This is a genomic window from Westiellopsis prolifica IICB1 (assembly GCF_004323185.1).
GTDB classification, from domain to species: Bacteria; Cyanobacteriota; Cyanobacteriia; order Cyanobacteriales; family Nostocaceae; genus Pelatocladus; species Pelatocladus prolificus_A.
The window spans coordinates 1,139,685-1,161,875 of record NZ_NAPS01000001.1 but is presented as its reverse complement, the minus strand read 5'-3'; the positions used below and the strand labels follow the sequence as shown (position 1 = coordinate 1,161,875).

General features: G+C 40.3%; 16 protein-coding genes. 4 read left to right on the top strand and 12 right to left on the bottom strand.

What is annotated here, in order from left to right:
* Positions 1-30 precede the first annotated feature (30 nt).
* From B4U84_RS04965 to B4U84_RS04945, 4 genes are all read right to left on the bottom strand, one after another.
* A complete protein-coding gene (locus B4U84_RS04965) occupies positions 31-3,882 on the bottom strand; it encodes a glycosyltransferase (protein WP_242677535.1) in 3,852 nt (1,283 codons plus the stop codon).
* Between the two features lie 56 nt (positions 3,883-3,938).
* Positions 3,939-4,343 carry a tetratricopeptide repeat protein gene (locus tag B4U84_RS04960; protein ID WP_131115871.1) on the bottom strand — a complete coding sequence of 135 codons (405 nt, stop codon included), beginning with the start codon at positions 4,341-4,343 and terminating at the stop codon, positions 3,939-3,941.
* A gap of 99 nt (positions 4,344-4,442) precedes the next feature.
* A complete protein-coding gene (locus B4U84_RS04955) occupies positions 4,443-4,895 on the bottom strand; it encodes a cupin domain-containing protein (protein WP_131115869.1) in 453 nt (150 codons plus the stop codon).
* Positions 4,896-5,144: 249 nt separating this feature from the next.
* Complete coding sequence (locus B4U84_RS04945) at positions 5,145-5,915, bottom strand: cysteine hydrolase family protein (RefSeq protein WP_131115867.1); 771 nt, start codon at positions 5,913-5,915, stop codon at positions 5,145-5,147.
* Positions 5,916-5,999: 84 nt separating this feature from the next.
* Between B4U84_RS04945 and B4U84_RS04940 the strand changes: the two genes are divergently transcribed.
* Both B4U84_RS04940 and bla read left to right on the top strand, forming a co-directional pair.
* The gene (locus B4U84_RS04940; protein ID WP_131115865.1) at positions 6,000-7,397 is read left to right on the top strand and encodes an amidohydrolase; all 1,398 of its coding nucleotides are present in this window, start codon (positions 6,000-6,002) and stop codon (positions 7,395-7,397) included.
* 94 nt (positions 7,398-7,491) lie between these two features.
* A complete protein-coding gene (gene bla / locus B4U84_RS04935; protein WP_044451532.1) occupies positions 7,492-8,475 on the top strand; it encodes a class A beta-lactamase, subclass A2 in 984 nt (327 codons plus the stop codon).
* A 164-nt stretch (positions 8,476-8,639) separates the two neighbouring features.
* On the opposite strand, the gene B4U84_RS04930 is transcribed toward bla, so the two are convergent.
* On the bottom strand, positions 8,640-9,068 hold the full coding sequence (locus B4U84_RS04930) for a SufE family protein (protein WP_026081782.1): 429 nt from the start codon (positions 9,066-9,068) through the stop codon (positions 8,640-8,642).
* A 243-nt stretch (positions 9,069-9,311) separates the two neighbouring features.
* Here B4U84_RS04930 and B4U84_RS04925 point away from each other — a divergent pair, with 243 nt between their 5' ends.
* Positions 9,312-9,563, top strand: a complete 252-nt coding sequence (locus B4U84_RS04925) for a hypothetical protein (RefSeq protein WP_017309482.1) — start codon at positions 9,312-9,314, stop codon at positions 9,561-9,563.
* A gap of 228 nt (positions 9,564-9,791) precedes the next feature.
* On the opposite strand, the gene B4U84_RS04920 is transcribed toward B4U84_RS04925, so the two are convergent.
* The 3 genes from B4U84_RS04920 to cobG are packed head-to-tail and all read right to left on the bottom strand — an operon-like array spanning position 9,792 to position 12,670.
* Positions 9,792-10,490 carry a precorrin-2 C(20)-methyltransferase gene (locus B4U84_RS04920; RefSeq protein WP_017309483.1) on the bottom strand — a complete coding sequence of 233 codons (699 nt, stop codon included), beginning with the start codon at positions 10,488-10,490 and terminating at the stop codon, positions 9,792-9,794.
* Entirely contained in the window at positions 10,490-11,119 is a 630-nt protein-coding gene (locus B4U84_RS04915; RefSeq protein ID WP_131115863.1) for a precorrin-8X methylmutase, read from the bottom strand. Before B4U84_RS04915 ends, B4U84_RS04920 begins: the two co-directional genes overlap by 1 nt.
* Positions 11,120-11,125: 6 nt before the next feature.
* Entirely contained in the window at positions 11,126-12,670 is a 1,545-nt protein-coding gene (gene cobG / locus B4U84_RS04910) for a precorrin-3B synthase (protein WP_131115861.1), read from the bottom strand.
* Positions 12,671-13,108: 438 nt separating this feature from the next.
* Between cobG and B4U84_RS31465 the strand changes: the two genes are divergently transcribed.
* Positions 13,109-13,657 (top strand): hypothetical protein, encoded by a 549-nt coding sequence (locus tag B4U84_RS31465; RefSeq protein WP_242677534.1) that lies wholly within the window; start codon positions 13,109-13,111, stop codon positions 13,655-13,657.
* A gap of 223 nt (positions 13,658-13,880) precedes the next feature.
* Here B4U84_RS31465 and B4U84_RS04895 read toward each other — a convergent pair whose 3' ends face one another.
* The 4 genes from B4U84_RS04895 to B4U84_RS04880 form a co-directional block, all read right to left on the bottom strand.
* Positions 13,881-16,049 (bottom strand): DUF7933 domain-containing protein, encoded by a 2,169-nt coding sequence (locus tag B4U84_RS04895; protein WP_207390897.1) that lies wholly within the window; start codon positions 16,047-16,049, stop codon positions 13,881-13,883.
* 132 nt (positions 16,050-16,181) lie between these two features.
* Positions 16,182-16,745, bottom strand: a complete 564-nt coding sequence (locus B4U84_RS04890; RefSeq protein WP_131118722.1) for a transposase — start codon at positions 16,743-16,745, stop codon at positions 16,182-16,184.
* A gap of 74 nt (positions 16,746-16,819) precedes the next feature.
* A complete protein-coding gene (locus B4U84_RS04885) occupies positions 16,820-20,524 on the bottom strand; it encodes a YadA C-terminal domain-containing protein (RefSeq protein WP_131115857.1) in 3,705 nt (1,234 codons plus the stop codon).
* On the bottom strand, positions 20,521-22,056 hold the full coding sequence (locus tag B4U84_RS04880) for a DUF11 domain-containing protein (RefSeq protein WP_131115855.1): 1,536 nt from the start codon (positions 22,054-22,056) through the stop codon (positions 20,521-20,523). The genes B4U84_RS04885 and B4U84_RS04880 overlap by 4 nt, the downstream gene beginning before the upstream one ends.
* Between the last annotated feature and the right edge of the window lie 135 nt (positions 22,057-22,191).

The window sequence follows — 22,191 nt, the reverse complement described above, 5'->3', positions numbered from 1 at the left end:
TGAGTCCTCTTCCTTTATTAATTACTCAATTTAAAAAAAATCTTGCTCTCCTACTTGCCTAAAATTTGCTAACTCATAAGATGTAAGAGTATCTCCTTTTGCTTGTATTAATGCTTGTTGATTTTCATGTTCCAAAACAATTCGCCCATGAAGACGAGGTATTAATACCTTCCACTGAATATCAGCCAAATTTCCCACTAGAGAAATTTCTAATTCATCAGTGATATCTAAATCTTCCGCCATGAGAAGATTCATGGTAACACTAGATAACAACAACTCTGCATCTTCAGTCGTAATATTATTAGTATCAATTAGTAAAGTTATATTGCTACTATCTGAATGAGTTGCGAGTGTCTTAATTACTTGTGCTAATTCTACACTGACTAATTCTTCTGCTTGCAACCAATCAGGAAAAATAATTAAATTTGTCTTTCTAAGATTTAAACATAAAAGTGTTGCATCAATTAAAGCTGAACTGACAATTTCTGCCATTTTTGTCCAAGAAAACTTTTTCGCTTGTTCTAAACCAGCAGCAATTAATGATTGACGAACACTAGGTTTTTGAACTTCGCAAAGTGCATTTGCTAGTCCATCTACATCATCATCATTGATATATATAGCTGCTTCTCCAGCTACTTCTGGAATTGAAGCGTTAGGACAAGTAATCACAGGACAAGCACAAGCCATTGCTTCTAAGACAGGTAAGCCAAAACCCTCATACTTGGATGGATAAACTAATGCTATAGCATCAGAGTAAGCTATTGCTAACTCTTTGTCGCTCAGTTGCAGCATATGAACGACACTACCAAATGTACAGGATCTAAACTGAGATTCTAATAAACCTCCACTACCTGTAACCACAATATCAAAACCATAGCTGCTAACAAGCTGTGAAAAAGCTTGGAAGAATAAAATACTATTTTTATATCCAGAGCCAATACCAGCTAATAAGAAGTAAGGCTTGGTGACACCATATTTTGTTTTAAAAAAACTTACGTCTTCAGATGTAGATTGTTTAAAAGTACTGCTAACTCCGCAATACGCTACAGTAAGAGATTCTAAAGATATATGATGAAAACATTTTGCCAAGTCAAGTGCTGTATTTTTGGAAATAGCTATATAGGCGGATGCGTGTTTTATTGCTTGTTGTTTATCTTGCCACATGGGATGATTCATATCCCAATCCATGACTTCTGGAATCATATCATAAGCCATGAATACAGAAGGTGTATTTATGGGTGTTGTATAGTAAGACGAGATAAATAATTCTGCACCTTCTTGATCGCATATTTGCTGTAAAAATTCTCGCTCAGTATCGATATTATTATAGTCATAGCGTGGTACATTCAAATACTTAATACCAGAAATTTTAGGAGCAGTACTAACACGGTCAAGTACAATAATATATTTAGCAAACTCATTGTTTGCCCACTCTTCTAATAGTGACCTCCAGACACGCGCAATCCCAGTCTGATAAAGTTGAAAAAATACTCCATCAATGATAATTAATGGCTGTGGCTTTTTAAGTTGTGGAGTTTGTAATTCTGCTGATTGTAAAAATCTCCAACTTTGATTTTCATAATCTTTATAAGCTATTGCTTTGATACCACATAATTCAGCATTTTCAACCATTGTGTCATCTTGTACCCATGAAAAGTAATGCCGTAATAAAACCGGAAATCTAGTTTGTTTTTGTAAGTTTTTCCAGTGAGAAACAGCATTTTTATATCCGTAATATTGTTCTTTGAATTCCAACTGATTTTGTGTCACATAGGCAAAATGTTGAAATACCAAACCGTGTTTTTCGGTTTCATGATGCAAAAAAGGATTTATAGCTGCAACATTCCGCCATTGACCATTTGATAAAGGTTCTTCTAGTGTTGGTGGTTCATGTGCTACCCATACTGCGCCTGGTTTATATCGCCAGGTTCTCAACCATTCTTGTCTGGGATTTTGAGAATAACAGTTACGAGTGCTAATCATTAAATTTTCCCCGACAAAATACCAACACCAATAAAAAGCGGCTGTTTTTTCAGGATTGTCAATAAACATTTGTCGTGCAGTACAAATCTGATTAACAGTCCATAATTCATCTACATCTATTTGCCACAATAAACATTCTTCGTTGATGTTAAATAATGGCTCATTAACCATTTCTCTTTTTCCATCCCAGAAAACACCTTCAGGTTGTCGATAAACTGTAATGTTATCTGGATATTGGCGCACTAGTTCATCTAAATATTCTGTTGTAGTGTCATTACTGCGTCCATTGCAATGAATTGTATCACTTATCTGTCCACCCAGCTTTAAACTCCATCCGGTATCATGTTGAAGTTTAGCTACACCTTCGACTATGTGCCAATGCCATTTAAAAGATAATTGTTTGAATACTTCAATATGATATCGAATGAATGGTTCGCCGTTGAGAACTATCGTAAAAAAGTTAATAGGTATATTGACATTATAATTAATTTGCTGTTCAGCTTGGATTTTAAAATCATCAACTCTTCTAAATACTGAGTAACCATTACGGAGGGAAAGATTTTGAATAACTAATTCATAATTATGATCTAAAGTTAATCTTTGATGATTTTGATAGTTTTTGAAAGTATTGATATCATCTAGGAATATATATTTTGCTCCATAAATCTCATTAATTTCACTTGTACCAGTAAACTCAGAACCATCAATTAAGACAGCATCAAAATATTTGATATTGTTTTGTTCTTTAATTTTCTTAATTCCATTTTGAGGAAGTCCAGAAGTTTTTAAATATTCAATATCTTGTTTTAGCCAGCCTATAACTTGCTCAAGAGGGTAGTGAGTTAGATTTGTGTTTGTACTGCTATAAAATTTTATAATTTCATTAATACTTGGAAAGCTCTCTAAAGAAACAGATGAGATATTATAGCATTTAACAAAAGAGTAATTAGCATACTTTTTTTTTAACTTTGTAAATCTATTTTGTGAAATTTCAATGCAAAATAATTGTGGGTTATTTTGATTTTCTCGTAGACCTGTAACAAATGCTTCTGTACTTCCTTCTCCTGAAGATGAACCAATTTCTAAAACTGTTTTGATGTCGTCTTGTTTAACAATTTCTTTAATTATGTGGTAAAAATTATCATTTTTAATTTCAGGTGAAATAATTTCGTCTAATTGCGAAGTTAATATTTTATTTTTATCTAAATTTTCTAGAAAAACTTGAACAGAAGATAGTATTTCAACAAAATTCCATTCTGTTATCTCAGTTTTTTTTGGATCTGGCAAATAGAAATGCCGTCCTCCATCTCGTGGATTTATCTTAGAGTAGCGACGAACTTTTGTACGTCGTTGTTCTTCAGTATTAATCAATAAATCTAAATGATAGATACTTAATTCATTTAAGCATATACCTTGATAATTAAGATTATGAATTCTTTCATGAATCTGTTCCGTATAATAAATATCCTGATTATATTTAAATAAACGCCGTTGGAAATCGGGATAATGTGGTGAGCTAGTAAGATAATAATGTTTACTAAAAGTAGTAATCCACTTTCTAGGAATCCAAAAATTGTCACTATCTAAATTCTGATTTGAGTTTTTGACATAACTTAAAAAATCTCTGCACTTTATGTCAATAAATTCATCTGAGTCAAGAACAAATATCCAATCAGTATTAATTAAATCTAAATATAAATTCCTTTGCTGAGAATGATTACCTGACCATTTTGAATGTACGATTTTTGCACCATAATTCAATGCAATTTCACAAGTCGAATCCGTACTACCACCATCAACTATAATTAACTCATCATAGACATACGCTAAAGATTCCAGAGCAATGACTAATGTTTTTTCTGAATTTTGCACCATCATGCACACAGAAAGACTTGGCATATAGTATTTCAGCTCCTGAATGAAAGTATTTAGGTTAAAAAACTGTATATAAACAACTATTTGCGATCGCTTTTCCCTTGAGCGACTTGTTGCTTCAATTGCTCCAGTGTTCTTTTATAATCTTGTCTTTCAGGATTCAGTTTCACCAACTTTTCTAAAGGTTCAACAGCACCCTTTAAATCCTGTGACTGTAACCGTATTTTTACTAACCCTTCTAAAGCAGTTCTATTTTCTGGTTCTCGTTGTAACACCAACTCAAAACCCTGCTCCTGTTGCTGTAATGAAGACTCAGCAGACACAGGTTGGGTTGAGGGATTCTCGATAACCTGTTGCAGTGTAGGAACTATAGCAAAAACCCCGGAGCCAACAAAAGATACAATTGACACCCAGGTTAAAATCCTTTTTCGCCGCTCAATTTTCTTGTTGCGGTTAAGTAGGTATTCTTCTCCAGAACTAGCCATCTTGAAAGTGTTACTGCGGTAAATACTTAAGTACCAGCAAGCCTCCTGTTAAGAGAATACCCAGCGTCTCTGAAAAACTAACATTCTTATTCAAAGTTTTTAATTTGCAACAAAAGCATCAAACCTACCAAGCACAGCTATATCTTCTGCATCGAATTCTACAGGCGTTCCACTACGAATAAGTTCGGCAAAATCTTCATTAGGAACCATCACAGTCAACGTATATAAACGTCCCAAACCCGTATTCTCAATCACATGAGTGCCAGTAGCTGGTACTAATAAACTATCTCCAGCTTTAATTGCAATACTTTTACCATCACAAGACGCTCTACCTTCGCCTTTGAGAACAAAAAACATTTCTACTGCGAATTGATGGCGATTAGGGGGAGTTTTTCCGCCAACATCAAAAATTTCTACACAACAAGTTAGGGAAGTATTTGCGATCGCCGGATCAAATACGATCGCCAAACGATTTGAATCCTGCGGACTAATACGATAAACTTGGTAATCTTTGGGAGATTTGACAACAGGAATTACACAGCAATTGATCATATGTCATTTGTCCTTTGTCATTGGTCATTGGTCATTGGTCATTGGTCATTGGTCATTGGTCATTGGTCATTGGTCATTGGTCATTGAGGTAGTTTTTAATTACTATCTACGAACCACTAACCGTTAAACACTAATCATTAATTGCTTTGATCATTGGTCATTGGTCATTGGTCATTGGTCATTGGTCATTGGTCATTTGTTTAGTAGGTAGTTTTTAATTACTATCTACGAACCACTAACCGTTAAACACTAATCATTAATTGCTTTGAAAATTGCTTCTGAATCTGTGACAAAACCGAAACACTGTTTGACGTTATATAGTGTTGCTAACCAACAATATTCAGGGGAAGTTGTCGCTGTACAATCTTTAACTAATATGCAGTCGTATCCTAAAAAGTTAGCATCTTGTAAAGTTGCCATGACGCATTGATCAGCATTTACACCAGCAAAAAATAGTGTGCTTCTGCCCAAGTTCCGCAGGATACTATCTAAAGGAGTATCCCAGAAACCACTCATGCGGTATTTATCAATAAAAACATCTCCTGGCAATTGTTCGAGTTCATCTACCACTGCTGCTGCCCAACTACCTTTCATCAGTACCTTAGCACCGTTAGTGGGTAATGGATCACCTAAGCCCACACCTTCCCCTGTGGAATTGTAGACGTGATGTACACCCGCACTAATATTGAGTAAGTCAGGACGGTTTCCCCAATTTACCCATATTATCGGAACTCCAGTTGCCCGCAGTGTAGGCAGTAGATGTTGCAAAGGTTGGATTGGCTGACGCGCTGGATTGACATCTACGCCGATGTGTGATAACCAACCATCAGGGTGACAAAAATCATTTTGCATGTCAATGACGAGGATGGCAGCTTTTGCGAGATCAAGGCGCAGATTTTTGGTTTCTGTTGCTAAGATAACGGGTTGTGGGTTAAGGGGAGGACGAGTGATATCTGCGATCGCCTGATTTACTGCCCAAGCGTTTGGTGCAATTCCTAATTTCCGAAGAGGCAGATCCATAAAAGCAACATCCAACATCATTGTTTACTTTGTAACTTGAAATTAGCTTCAGAGCTTAATTACTTAATTAAGGTTAAACATTCGATGAACTTTACTATTCAGAATGCTTTAATTCCTGTCGAGGATGGTTACAGCACCGTTGATGTGCAAGTGAGCGAGGGAATTATTAATGCGATCGCACCCCAGCTTGAGGTGGTGGGGACAGCAATTAGCGGTGAAAATAAACTTTTATTACCAGGATTTTTTAACGCCCATACCCATTCCTCAGAAATGTGGCAACGGGGGATCATGTCTATGTTACCCCTAGAATTATGGCTAGCAGAACTCTATGATTTCGCGCCTCTAGATCCCGAAAAAGTTTACCTCAGTGCTTTAGGAACAGCAGTGGAAACTCTACTTTCTGGCGGTACGAGTGTCGTAGATCATTTAGTATTAATACCTGGTAAAGAATTTGAAACAATTGCCACAGCAGTTCGCGCTTATAAAGAAGTTGGTATTCGTGCCTTTGTTGCGCCTCTGATTCAAGATGAATCGATTACTGCTGGTATTCCATCCGGGGAAACTCAACAAAATCATGAACCTTATTTTCGCTCAACGCAAGCAACATTAGAAATTATTGAAGCAGCAGTAAAACAGTTTCATCGTCCAGAAGAAGGTGTTAATATTGTTGTCGCCCCAACTGGCATCCAACTGTGTTCTGATGCTTTATTTGATGGATGTAGACAGTTAAGTGAAAAGTACAATCTTTGTCGTCATTCCCATTTGTTAGAAACCAAAGCACAGGAAAAACTAGCTCAAGAAAAATATGGTTGTACCGCCGTTGCCCATCTCCAACGCATTGGTTTTTTAGACTATCGTACAAGCCTAGCCCATTGCGTCCATCTGACTGACAATGATATTGCTATTCTCGCTGAAACTCAATCTACAGTAGTTCATAATCCTTTAAGTAACTTGCGTTTGGGTAGTGGGATCGCCCCAATTTTAAAATATCGGCAAGCAGGAGTAAACGTAACTTTTGGTTGTGATGGTGCATCTAGTAATGATTCCCAAGATTTACTAGAAGCGATCAAAATTGGTTCTATTTTACATAACGTCACCGATTTAGATTATCAACACTGGATTACACCTAGACAAGCAGTAGAAATGGCTGCTTTTGGTGGTGCAAAGGGATTGAATACAACTGATAAACTTGGTTCTTTAAGTGTTGGGAAAAAAGCAGATTTAGTACTTTATGATCTGACTAATTTATCATTATTACCGCGTACAGATCCCATCGGTTTATTAGTTTTAGGACGTCCCAGTAATGTAGTTAATAGTGCGTGGGTGAATGGTAAACAAATTGTTGCTGAGGGGAAAGTTACAACTATTGATGTTGATAAATTGCGGCAAGAATTATTCCATCACAGTCAGTGGGATACTCAGCGCCAATCTCAAACTGTTGCCCAAATTGAACCACATTATCGCTTGGTGATGGGGTTGTAATTTCAGAGCGATCGCATGATTTGAGTGTAGGCGATCGCTCATCCTTGATTTTGTCTGATTTCAAATATTTGACGGTGCTTACCGAATAAGGTTCATGAATCAAGTGACGAGTAAAAAAGTGTGGCTTTGCGGCTTTTGCATATCTTTATTGACTGTCGGTTGCACAAGCACTAATTCTACTAGCAGTGAAGCCAAAAACAACAGACAAACAAATATTCCCAAACAGGTCATAACGTCCAGCACTAATGATTCGTCAAAAGGCGAATTGTACAACCGAATTGAAGAAATATCTCGTACTGCTCAAGGGCGCGTTGGGGTTGCAGTCACAATGCTGGAAACAGGAGAATCAGTAACTCTGAATGGGGATCAGCGCTTTCCGATGCAAAGCGTTTATAAATTTCCTATTGGAATGGCTGTACTAGCTCAAGTAGACCAAGGAAAGTTAAAACTAGAGCAGAGAATCCGTGTTGAAAAAAACGATTTCGTCTCAGAACGTCAACACAGTCCAATCCGAGATGATAATCCGCAAGGAGTAGAACTAAGTCTAACTCAACTGCTGAAGTATATGGTGTCCGAAAGCGACGGTACAGCTTGTGATGTGCTGTTAAAACTTGTTGGCGGGCCGGAAGTTGTCATGAAGTATTTGCGTGATCTTGGTATAAATGGCATCAACGTGATCAACACCGAGAAGGAGATAGGACAAGACAAATCAGTCCAGTATCGCAACTGGGCAACACCTGAAGCAATGATCGTTTTGTTACGCGCATTGCACGAGGGGCGAGGGCTTTCAAAATCTAGCCAAGGGTTGTTGCTGCGCTTGATGACGGAGACACCCACAGGTTTAGGACGCATCAAAGGAATGTTACCTGATGGGACGGTTGTAGCACATAAGACTGGCACATCACGCACTGTTAACAGAGTGACGGCTGCAACAAATGATGTGGGACTGGTGACGCTATCAAATAGACAGCACTTGGCTATAGCGATTTTTGTTTCAGATTCTACAGCTGAAGATGCTGCACGCGAAGAAGTTATAGCAAAGGTGGCGCGGGCTGCATGGGATAAATGGAGTCAGTGAAGTTGTACAAAAGTAGTGGCGATCGCTTATCTTTATTTTTCTAGTTCCAATTATCTATAGGACTTACGTAAAAAACCGGACAAACTCTTATTTCTCTGTGTCCTGGTGCGTTCTCTGTGGTTTGTTTTTCCGTTACCCATGCGTAAGTCCTGATCTAATTTTTCCTAACTTTGACATTCCAAAGCTTTCTTTTGCATGGTTTTGAAGATGTTATAAAAACCATTAGCACGAGAAGGTGTCAGGCTAACATTTAAGCCAGTTTCTTGAATAAAATCTGGAGTGACTTGAACAATTTCAGCAGGTGTAAGTCCATTCAAACCTTCAATTAAAAGACCAACTAATCCTTTAGTTAATTGAGAATCTGAATCGCCTTGAAATATCACTTTATCCTCTGCCAAAGCAGCCGTAATATAAACTTGGGAAACACACCCAGGTACTTTGTTTTCTGAGATTTTATCAGCTTCTGGAAACTCTTTTAGCTTCTGACCATACCAAATTAGCTGTTCATAGCGTCGTTTCGGGTCTGTAGCACGTTGAAAGCGCTGGACAATTTTGGCAAGGTTTGGTGGCAACGAGTTTATGATCGAGGACATAAGACAATTGAACAAGCGAGCATACACCTTGAGTTTAGATGATTTTACAGGTGATTGTGCAGTTCGTAGTAAGCAGACAATATGGTTATCGCCAAAAGGGGAATTAAAGATTCGCGAAAAGAAAACCAAGCTAAAGCTATAAAAATTAGATATGTATTAATTTTGCAAACTATTGCGTAAATTAGTTTTAGGACTGAATTCGGTCTACTATATATTAGTAGCTCTTGACATAGGAGAATTACTATGTTCTTGATGCATAAACCCTCAGGAACTTTAGTCGAGATTTTGACTCTAGACCGACTCTTCAACCCCTGTATCAAAGAAGTAATGGGAGTGACACACGCAGGCGAAGAATTACAAGAACCTGATTCCTACACCAAATTGGAAATGGTGTTTCCCTCTGGTGAGTATTTACCGCGTTGTTGGCTAGATTCACACTATCGTGATCCAGAACACTCAATTAATCATCAGGAGTTTAGTCTCACCACTAGTTAACTGTTTGGAAGTTGTCTAAATTAACGTGAGTTCGATAGATTTCATGAGCAACGACATCTCGCCCTCAACTAATATAAATAGCTGGCTCATAACCAAAACCTACTAAAAGTGGGTTGAAGGGCTTGTTCAGTTAGTCTACTTTCAGTAGACTTGGACTATGAGCCGCGCAGTTTACTTGCGAGCTATTTGATTGCTTGGTCTGAGAATATTTATCGAACTCAAATCAACTTATAATCGACTTTGACTTGGCACCAAAATCATCGAAAAATAAGGTACTTGAACAGGATCTACTTCATCAAGAGAGATAATTTTTTGATTTACCATCGTTCCTCGTTCAATGTAACGCGCCCGTGATCCCATTCCTAAGTGATCCAACACATCGCGCACTTTCGCAAAATGTCGTCGCAGTTTAATAATCGCTGCTGCATCAGCGTTTAACAATTGTGCTTTCAAGGTTTCGGCTGGTAGGGTGGCTGGTAAAACGCTAAAAACATCGTTGCGATAACTTAAAGGAACTGTCAATGCAGAAGCACACCCCATTGGTGAGGAAACTCCTGGCACAACTTCTGTTTCAAACTGGTCAGATAACCGTGTAAATACATACATGAATGAACCGTAAAATAACGGATCGCCTTCACACAAAACCACCACATCCCGTCCAGCGGCGAGATGTTCAGCAATAGGAATGACAACTTGATCGTAAATTGGTTGTGCTTCGTACGGGTCAAGGGCGCGGGGGAGATGATACTCCACCTCAATTTGATTCCCAGAAAGGTATTCAGCCACAATACCCCTAGCAATACTTTCTTTATCTTCTGCTGATTGATAGGCAACCACTTGACAAGATTTTAACAGGCGTAATGCCTTGAGAGTTAATAGTTCTGGGTCTCCAGGCCCAACACCAACACCATAAAGACGACCTTTCATCATTCCTTCTCCGTTGCTAAGGCATTAACTGCGGCAGCTGCGATCGCACTTCCTCCCCGACGTCCTTTTAATGTCATAAATGGCACACCACGACTATCGGCTGCAAGTGCTGCTTTTGACTCTGCGGCTCCCACAAATCCAACCGGAAAACCTAGAATCAACGCGGGTTTAGGTGCGCCTTCATCCAGCATTTCCAGTAGTCGAAATAAAACAGTAGGTGCATTACCAATCGCTACCACAGATCCTTCTAGGTGCGATCGCCACAATTCTAAAGCCGCAGCAGAACGAGTATTTTCCAGTTTTTGAGCAAGTTGTGGTATGTCGGGATGATTCAGAGTGCAAATCACTGCATTATCTGCTGGTAAGCGCTTACGGGTAATTCCTTCAGCCACCATGCGACAATCACACAAAATCGGTGCGCCTGCTGCTATTGCTGTACGTCCAGATTGGACAGCAGTAGACGAAGCTACTAAATCATCCACAATATCAGTCATTCCGCAAGCATGAATCAAACGCACTGCTACCTTAGCCACATCCGGCGCCAGCACAGATAAATTTGCCTCAGCGCGAATCATAGCAAAGGATTTACGATATATTTCATTTCCATCTCGAAGATAATCAATAGTCATTCGATTTTAAATTTTAGATTTTAGATTGTTTTGTCCCCGTGTTCCCTTGTCCCCCGTGTCCCCCGTGTCTCCCTTGTCTCCCTTGTCCCTCCTCCCCTCCTCCACCATCTCTTGCAACTCTGCAATGCTATATCGGTTGGCGAATTCTCCCAGTGATTCGTGGCGAGTTAGACGTTTTGCAGTGTAAACTTGGAGAATTGTTTCTACCAATGAGGGTAATTCTGCAAACGCCACACACTGGTAAAGTTCTCGCCCGAATTTGCTTTCATTGTCACTATCTCCAACATATAAGTGATACTTTTCTTCACTGACACCCAAGAGAGTAATATCGTTGTTGTTGTGTTGGGCGCAAGATTTTGGACATCCTGTAAAGTGAAGATTGACAGGTTGATTTAGGGTAATGCGTTGATCTAAATACTCAGCTAACTTTAAAGCATGATTTTTGGTATCCGTTGCTGAGGATGCACATCCTGTAGTACCAGCACACGCAACTAAAGCGCTGTGTATTTTGGTTGGCGACCAATGCAAATCTAGGTTTTCTATTTTGCTCTTGACTTCGTGAATATACAGTTGAGGAATATCTGTTAACAGAAGATTCTGCCAGGGTGTGAGCCTCAGTGTACCACTTCCGTAATTTTGGGCGATATCTGCTAAACCGTGCATTTGCCATGTTTCTAATTTACCGAGTGGTAGTACAACACCAATGTAGGAAAGTTCTTGTTGTCTTTGGGGGTGAACACCAAGGTGGAGATAGCGAGTTATGTAGGTTTGTGTGGATGGAGAGGGGGGGATATTGGGAAGTTGTTGCAAGGAGTAGGGAAGATAACTTTCTAGTTCTTGGAGAAATCTTTCTCTACCCAAGTTGTGTAGAACTTCAAACAAACGAAGTTTACGAGATTTGCGATAGGCTGTGATCTTTTCTGGTTCTATTGCAGAATACTGTAAATAGACTTTGGCGATCGCACCTACTACGTCTACACATGCTTGGGGTTGCAGTAATATGCCTGTATCTAGAAATGATTCACCTAAATTCAGTTTGAGGTGAAAGTAAATCTGTGTACTGATTTCAACCGCACTGAAGACAATATCATTGGGGCGATCGCACACCTTTAACGCGCCTCCACCGTCAACTGCAATGCTAAATTTTGGTGACAAGGGCGCAAGTTCAGCATGGCTACTGATGTAATTATCTAATGTGCGAATGAGCGATCGCGTATCAATCAACTCTTCTGCATCAATCCCAGCTGTTGGGCTACCCATAATATTACGCAGATGATCAACACCCGCAATTGGCGAAGCTAAACCAACTTTTCGGAGTTGGTGCAAAACTTCAGAATTTATTTCTGTGTGAACTTCGCGAATTTGGAAGTTAGCGCGATTAGTAATATTGACATAACCTGCGGCAAACTTATCAGCTAAATCAGCGACCATCCGAAATTGTCCAGTAGTGACAATCCCTCCAGGGATACGGATGCGTGATAGAGTACCGTCTCGCGCGGACGTGCTATAAAAAATACCAGGACAAGGAACAGAAATTGACGAGAAATACACCTCTAAGCCTCCTTCCCTGTGCGACGCAGGGAGCAGAGAAACAATGTGTCTTTTGACACCCTTAGAAATTGGCGTTCTGACTAACCGAATTAGTTGCTTGTAGCTGGTTGTTTTAGTAACTAGTACTTAATAACCAATCGGATTACAGCTGCGGCACAGTACCGGGATTTCACCGGACTTTCCCAACTCTAAGTTTGAGTAGTTTAGCATGAGTTTGTGCCTCATATAGATAAAATCAAAACTTAGATTAATATTCTTTAAATTCCTTCCTGACTTGAAAGAATGCAGATTTTAATGCCTAATGGTTAAATTTTTATAGTTTTTTAAGCTTTTCTCCGTTTTGGGAAGGGATTTGGAGAGGGATTAAAGTAAATTCATCAAACTTACGTTAAATCAAATCACAATCTCTATGCCTAATCTACGTCACAAAATTTAGATATGACAAATTTGGAGGACTTAAATCAAGTTCTCTATCATCCACCATTATTGACTAGCCAAAAAGCAAACTGGAGCAACATTTTTCTAGCTCATTATCAACATCCTGGTTCAGAAACTTGTGAACATACGATGCAACAGTTGACGCTAGAAATTATGGATGTTAATTCGTGGACGCGGGAGATAGCAACAGTCTACTCAACTCGTTTAAAGACTTTTGTGACTATGTCCGTTGGTCACTTGGCTTGTTTATTAGATTTATCTTTTGATATTCTGCGCTATGAATGGATTTATTTTTTGAACATCCATAAAATTGCACCTCAACTTTATCGTGCTAGCAATGGTCGTTTGTTGTGCGAAGTGCTGCGTACTCACCCAGACAGGGAAAAAATTGTAGAATTTGCTTTAAAACCTGGCGTACTCGAAGCCATGCAAAAATTAGAACAAGCAAATCCACTTGCTGAAATTCTGCTTGCTTTTCTACAGGATAAATTACCAGAACCACAACAGGTGTCTGTTCCCACTTTTGAAAATTCCATCAAGCTTTCTTAATCTATTTAGCATAAAACTCAGTAAAATTACTGTGTTTTTTTTGTATGTATGCGTATACAAATAAAGAGAGATATACAGTAAGAGCGTTAGCCTGAAAACCAAGGAGAGTGTATATAACAAAGTCTTTACACTTAGTCTATGCTCTCTCCTTGTTTCTATTTTTGTATGTAAAAAATAATCTAACACATATTTGTAAGGGCGCATAGCTATGCACCCTTTAACTTTATTTCACCCGTCCCCGGAAGCGAATGAAACCATAAGAATCAGTAGGTGTACCCGGAGCGATCGCATTAGGTAAATCCCCTAAATTCACAACTATTGCACCATTGGTGTTAGCACCACCACAGTCAACTGTAGGATAAACATCTGTTGGATCTTCGCCAGGAGAAAAGTACTGGGCGATATCTCCATCTTTAATATTGCTAAGAGATTCAGTATTACCGCTATACTGCCAGAGAATCCCCCGATCAGCCTTCTCTAAGCCAGTGCTGTTTTTGGTGGGGAAACTATTAAAGGTGGTGGGGATGAAAGTAACATTATTGGGGATGCGATCGCACATCAAAACTTTGGGTGCAGTTGCATCACCTGCGGAGAGGAAGTAAACGGTATATTCTACCTCATCATTAGGACGAACAGTACCACCGTTGATGAGACCTTGTAAGTAATTACTCTGCCAATTAGAGTTGTTATCATCAGTATCACGAGGGGTTGGTACATAGTTAGGAGAATTGTTGTTATTTACACCGTCGATGAAATCGGTAAAAGATGACTCGTTAATGGCGGTAATGCGTTTGACTAACAATATGTTAGGGTTGCTAGAAACAGGTTTATCAAACCCAAAGTTTTGATTGGTCAAAGAACTACCAGAGACAGTCACAGCTAAGTTATTGGGTGTACCCAAAGTGTAACCAGGAGGAATATCTGTATCTGTAGTATCTACCTGAATTTTGTAATTACCGCTAGTAACACCAGTGAATATGTAAGTACCATTGGTATTGGTGGTGGTACTTGTGATGAGGTTGTTATTGCTATCTAGTAATTTGACAGTAATATTTGCAGGTAATTTCGGTTCAGTTGCATCCAAATCATTGCCACCGTCAGTATCTTCGTAGAGAGTACCGGAGATAGTGGTAGCCACTACAAGTGTTGAACTAGCAGCACTAGCATTGTCACCAACGAAAGTCTTCAAAGCTCCGGCTGCAATAATATTTGTATAAGTACCTGCACTACTAGCTGTAACATTCACAGAAACGGTACAACCACCAGCTGGTATTTTGAATCCATTATTTAGGCTGATAGAACTACTTCCTGCTGTTGCAGTAACTGTATTTCCAGAAATAGTTGTACAGGTACCACTTAACCCATTAGGATTGCTAACTGTCAACCCAGATTGAAAATTGTCGATTAATGTTTGTATGAGATAAATAGGAACTGAGTTTGTATTACCCAGAGTCAACGTCAGAGTACTAGTTGCAGGTACACCTGTTACAGTACTTGGGCTAAATGTCTTAGTAATTGTAGGCAAATCCGGTGCTGGAGAACCACAAGCAGCCAAGTCGTTTGTTCCAACAGCACTAGTAAGTAGAGTTGCAACTTTTGTACTCGTGTTCAACTCATAAGTCCCACCACTAGTACTAATATAGAATTTACTTGTAGATGGGTCAATCGCCAGACCATTGACAGCAGCACCACTAACTCCTGTAATAAGATTATTTCCATTAACTGGTGTTGCTGTAGCTGTAGTACCAGAAATAGTAATCGAATAAAGCTGGGAAGTGTAGCTACCGGAATTGCTGCTAGTGTCACCAACCGCATAAAGAACACCGTCAGTGCCGATCGCAATATCTCCGTTAGTAATTCTGCTGGTACTATCATTATTTCCGGGAATACCACTAATATTTATCGTGGAGCCTACCTGGCTACCTGTAGCGGGATTGACTTCAATTAATGTTTTGTTTGAGTAATAAACATATAATTTGCCACTGGCATTAAACGTAGCACCAATAATAGTTGTTGTGGTACCAGGAAGAGTTCCTGTTAGAGTGATTTGACTGCCTGTATTTGGATTGTAAACAACTGTTTTGCCTGTAACCCGATTCACGAAAAATAGATTACCAGTTGATGGTTGGGTGGCGATCGCATTAATGTTACCACCACTATCATAAGTGGCGATGTTTACATAACTTTTTGTGATTGAGTTGTAGTAACCAATTACACTTTGACTGCTTGTAGGCACACCAGACCTGCTAAAATACACACCTGCACAAGCACTAGCCCAACTGCGTTGAGGATTAAAAGTAATACCAATTCCAACGCTAGCGCTAATGGTTAGTAAGGAAGTAGATAGGGGAATTATACTTGGAAGAGTTTTCCAAGTAAGCTTATCGATCACTCTTAGATACTTTAATAAAGATTTCATTGCTCGATTTAATTAATGTATTAGTTGACACTCAGATATAAAATTTATTTACGTAATGAATGTAGAGACATAACACTGCTACGTCTCTACATTGGGGTTTGGGTATTACATCCATAAATTTGCGGGGTTATTTTTGTCTTCTTCCCATTTGGTGGGGTTGTTGATGATGTATTCTCGAATGCGCTCTAAAGAAGCATCCGCCCGAATGATGTGGTCGTAGAATCGTGATTGCCAAGCGAAATGGTCATAACCGTTTTTGTGACACCAACGGGTGACAGCAGATTTGTAGGAATGAATAATAGATTGCAATGAACCGGATTTTAACGAACCAAATTTATTAGATTCATCTGTCGGTTGTAGAGACGCTATATATCGCGTCTCTACATCTGGGGGACGGTCGATAACAACAATGCCGTGTACGTGATTGGGCATAATAACGTAGGCATCAATGTAGGCGAAATCAAAATGATTGGGAATATCTGTCCAAAAACGTTGCCCAATTTCGCCAATTGGAGAAAATTGCACCTCACCTGCAATCACATTGCCAAAGAAATGGATGCGATTTTTGGTACAAATAGTAATGAAATACGAACCGTTGGCGGCATAATTGCGATCTGGCAAACGGGTTGATTCGATTCTGTATTTACCCTGAAATTTTGGTTGCGTCATGGTTTCAATTCCAAATCCGTTACCCTGGCGTGTAGAGACGCGATATATCGCGTCTCTACATTTGATGGGAAATTTCATATCTCGGTTTTCCGTACCCCCGTTGTCGCCTTCTTCAATTTCTCCACCAAGGTCTTAGTAGATTCTTGCTGCTGGCGTGGCGGGACTTTTTGCAATCCAAAACCATCAAATAATTCGTTCAACTTCACCGTCAAACCCAAATACGGCCCACCTGCGGAACGAGTACCGGAAAAATCACGGTCATCAACTTTACCAAAAGAGTAACCAGCAGACAGCCGTAAATTAGGTGTGAGATAATAACCTGCTTCAACAACAAAACCTGTTTCTGTATAATTACCTTGACTAATTAATCGTGCTTCACCGACTAAATCCATGCTATATCCCAAGCGATAGGTTGCCCGTAATTGTCCTAAGTTAACTATGCTAGTTCCAACTAAATCTTCTGCTAAATATGAAGTACTATTACGTAGAGCATACTTACCATAAAATTCCCATTGCCAATTCGGGGCGTAGATAGCTTCCACAGCAAAGGTATGGTCTTCGGAACCTGTACCACTCCCCAACAGAACAGTGTCAGGAATCACGGCGGGATTTTTGCGATATTCATACCGCAGCAAGGCGTTAAACTTATCGTTTTTAGGGTCACGATAGGCTAAACCTAATTTCAGACTGGCTGTATCCCCTAATCCTGTTAGTTTTTGATTGGAAGAATTTGCCTGTTGATAACGCGCTAAGGCAGTGAGTGAAGGTGATATTTTACCTGTTGCACCTGCGGAAATTACGGTATTGGAACCACTCGAAGAACTGCGATGCTCGAAACGGGCGCTGGCTTGGAACTTTGGGTTGTTGGTGTATTCCAAACCGATGCTATAGCTATCACCACTACCAACCCCCAATGAGTAGCCACTTTGACCGACAGCAGAAGGTTGGGGAAATTGTTGTCCTGTTGCAGTACGTCCGAAGAAGTTACCAAATATATGTTCGTAAGCAAGATTGAGTTTTAAACCAGGGGCGATAGTCCAACGGTTATTTAATCCAATGGCTCCTTGAGTAGTCAGTTCGTTGGCTCCACCGAAAATGGTATAACGACCGGTGAGAGTGGTATCTCTACCAAGTTTATGTTGACCGTTGACACTCAAGCTGGTGATGGAGTTATTGTCATATTGGCCGCGAGTGAAAAACTGTTGCGCTAAGTTGACGTTCACACCAGGTAAAACAGCCCAATTTAAGCCAAAACCTGTCCTGTCTGGATAAACAGCATCAGTTTCGGAAGATAAAGTCAGTTCATTAAGTGCTTGGAAAGTGAGAGTTTTGGTAATTGGGATTTGGAGTTGCGATCGCAATTGGTCGGAATTTGTAGAGACGTTGCATTGCAACGTCTCTACACACAAACGATCTTCTCTATCGCGATGTATCCAGTCCACATCTAAGGTAGCTTTACCAAAACGCTGTTGAATCCCCGCAGAAATTGTTGTCAGAGAATTATCAACTTTGCTCCCAGGAACTGCTTCTGTGCGCGGTGCAAATAACTCCTCAAAAGTATCTAGCGGTTGGGGTGCAGTCCCAAAATTATCTTCGTGGTCGTATTGGAACCGTAAATTAGTCGTAGACGAAATTTTTCCTGTCAATTGCGCCCCGTAGCGAGTTTGACCAGGAACAAAGCTAGTTGTAGCATCATTAGCAAAACCTGCATCTGTGGAACGGTAGTAGGTGCGCCCTCGAAAACCTGGGAGAATTTCTCCTTCAGCTTCAATCCGGTACGCTGAACCACTCACCTTTCCTGAGAGATCAGAACTATTTGTGGAACGTGCGTATTCTGCGATCAGTTTTCCTCTTGAACCCAAAGCAATCTGTGCATCTGCACCATAGAGTTCAAAGTCACGCATCCCCTGATCTTGTTGGAAGTAAGTTGTTCCGATCCAACTTTCTTTGTTGAGGGTGCGGTCAAAGTTGTATTGCAGGCGACCAGCATAAATATTACTATCGGAACCACTACCTTTGTATTGGTAAGTAACGACAATACGCCGAACTAGAACCTGTCCATTCTCATCTAGCTCAGTACGTTGAATGGGTTCTCGGAATAAGATAGTACCGCGATCGTAGTCAATTTCGTAATCAGAACCGCGATTAAGTTGTTTACGTTCCAGGACAGTACCAGGACGGTTCAGTTCTTCCGACTCAATAGTGATGTTTTCACTACCCCCAACCAGTAATCTCTGTGAGAGGAAATAGTAACCACTCGTACCGTCAGGAGCAATAGTATCTCGTTGAAAGGCTTCAACGTTATTGGCATATAAACCAGTGAATTGTAAATTTCCCAGGCTATAGTTAGCTTTGAAGCCATGTAATTGACGCGTGACTGAAGTAAATTGCTGAGATGAACGGGCAAATTCCTGAGTGGTATAGTCGCCCCACATGAAATAATCGGGGTCAGCACCAGGTATTTTGGGCGATCGCTCTAACCGTGCATAGATGCTATCAGTAGAAGGAGTGATGACTTCTGTTTTAGAACTGTCACCATAGACAGGATAGTTTTGGTCGTTGAATTGAAAACTACGAAACAGTCTGTTATCACAGTTGCAATCTTCATTTAAATTCCGAAAACTGTTGTAAGCACCAGTAAATAACCATTCTCCAATCGCCCCAGTCGCAAAGATTGACGAACGCACATTTAATTGAGTGCTATCGTTTTTATTCGGGGGAAGAAAATCACGAAAACTGCTGTAGTAATCTGTACCCCTCGCACCCAAACGTACATCTACAACCCCAGTTACCAAACTCGGACGTAAAGCTGTTTCAAATTGTAGTTGTGTATAGGCTTCTAAATCATTGGCGATCGCTCGAATTCTGACAGTTTGAGCATTCAAACTTGATTTGAGAGTAGCGCTAAATTGTCCTTTCTTTGCCTCTACTTGAAATCCGGGTTCATCAGGTTTAAAGTCTTTACCAACAAACTCACCAACAGTCGGTATCAGAGTCACAACTCCATCGCGGTTGGAGCGATTCCCATTTTGATCTCGGAATTCGCCTTTCACTGTCGCTGTAGAACGCCCATCCGCCGGAATCCGAGTTTCGACGGTTTCCAACTTTAATTCTGTAGGTGCGCCTCTTACCACTACCTGCACACTCACAGGCGCTTCACTAGAACCTACCACTTGAGTAGTGATAGTATTAGCTCCTTCTTTTAAGGAAACACCATACCATGTCTGCGTTAACAAGTTAGTATTGGCATCACTTTCTGTCCGTCCCACCAAGGATGGATCTACCAAATCCCCATTCACACGTAATTCCACTTTTGCATCCACGGGAAATTGTAGTATGACTGTAGTTGCTGGTAGATCGACTACAGTATCAGGGGTGGGGGTAAGGATTTGTAGAGAGGTGGGGGAAGAATATGTATTTTGTGCTATTCGTTGTATACCTTTTGGTAATTTGATATCAGCTGCTGGTTGGAATGGCTGTATCGCTGATGATGTTGTAGTTAGGTTATCTGGTAGGACGGAGAACTTGTCCTCTAAAGATAAATTAATAACATCCTCAGATAAAGTTGGTTGGAGTTCGCCAAACTCTCCTTTGTCAGCGCGTCTCCAATTCTCCGCGTCCTCTTGCTGAGGTGCATCTTGGATAACGTTGGTGTATTCTGCCTTGGCTACGATGGGATATAATGCTAGACTTACAGCCCCTGCCATCACCCCCAATAGTCTCAAAGTATTAGCGTTCAAATGTTGAGACTGAAGTAACTTCCTTCTACCTAGATTCATTTCTTGACCTCCTCACCAGATGTGGGGGTGACTGCGAAGTTCATACGCGCCATACCACTGGGTTCTAAACGTACTAAGCGGGACTGGCTGTTACGTTCTTTAAATTTGAGATTGGGTGCTAAGGTGTAACCAGGGAGGCTGCTGAGGTCGAGAACTCCTGTATGATTGCCTGGTAAGACATTCGCTACAGAAAATAATCCGTTAGGATCAGTAGTAATACGGTTGCCATCTTCCAGAAAAATCACCGCGTTGGGAACTCCTGGTTCACCTGGCTGCTGTTCGCCATCAAAGTTTTTATCTACAAAGACTCGACCGATAATTGTGCCGCAGTCTGATACAATACCTGGTCTAATTTGTAACTTGTGGCTAGCTGGTCCGTCTTTAGTAATGAAACGGTTATCTGCTCTTTGAGCAGTGACACTGGCTAAGTTGCGTCCCGAACCCCGTACAGAATCTGGAGTGAGTTGGGCAGCATAGGCAATATTTAATACTTTTTGCGACGGAATTACGGTATTTGTGCGGAATATAACGTTAGAACCATTGCGTTCAGCTGTGATGGTGACAGATTGACCATCAATTTCACCCCGAACAGATTTAGGTAAAAATTTGAAACCCAAGGGTAAAGTATCAGTGACAACTACACTATCTAAAGCAGCATCGGCAGAATTTCTGACTGAGAGGCGATAAATAACTGTATCTCCTGGTTCAGCCGTAGCGCGATCGCCTGTTTTGACAATCTGCACCTGTTGCGGCTGACACATATTCGTAGTAAATTCAAAAGCTAATAAATCTAGTCCTTGAAGTTCAGCATTCGCAACTAAGACAACCGTTGATTCAGTATTGGTTTGACCTGTAAGTGTAATCGGTTGACCATCTAAAGATGTAGCAACATACCGGACAAGATCATTGTTCTCTGTACCAGTGCTTTGGAGGATTTGAATCTTGATTCGACGCTGTTTGTAAATCGAATTCGGTGGTGGATTGACTACAAGAATGTAAGTTCTACCAGGATCTGTTTGACCAAAATTCGGATCGAGTAGGAAATTATAAGCACCTAGCGGTTCTGTATTAGTTAGGAAATAAGGGTTACTATTCTCAATATTTGGTCTTAATCCACCAGGAATATTATTGTTAGGACTATCAGGTAACTCTGTGCGAGTTAGAGATAACAATCTTCCTAATTCTGTTCCTGTGGGGTCACTAGGGTCAGATTCATAGACAGCAACAGAAAAGCCCGTGTAATCAGGTAAAACACTGCCACCACATCCTAAAATTCTTCCCAATGGGTCAACTAATGGAGTGGGAGCAGCCTGAATCTGACGGGAAATTCCTTGATATTTAAGATTATTACTAGAATCTGTATAAGTATAAGTAGCTTGATTTATAAAGTTGGTCAACGGCTTGCTATTCTCAACTTGAGCGATCGCAGACATTGGACTCTGCAATACACTTGTCACCACAAACGTTGCCGCTATCCGCCTAAACCAGCTACTCGTAGCATGATTCTGGCATCGCGAACTTTGACGGCGCACTAAATTTTCTCCTGTGAAACTTTTAGAAACTAGAGAGACAAGGGAAGGGGGATAAGGGAGACAAGGGAGACAAGGGAGACAAGGGAGACAAGGGAAACAAGGGAGACAAGGGAGCAGAATAACCAATCCCCTTTC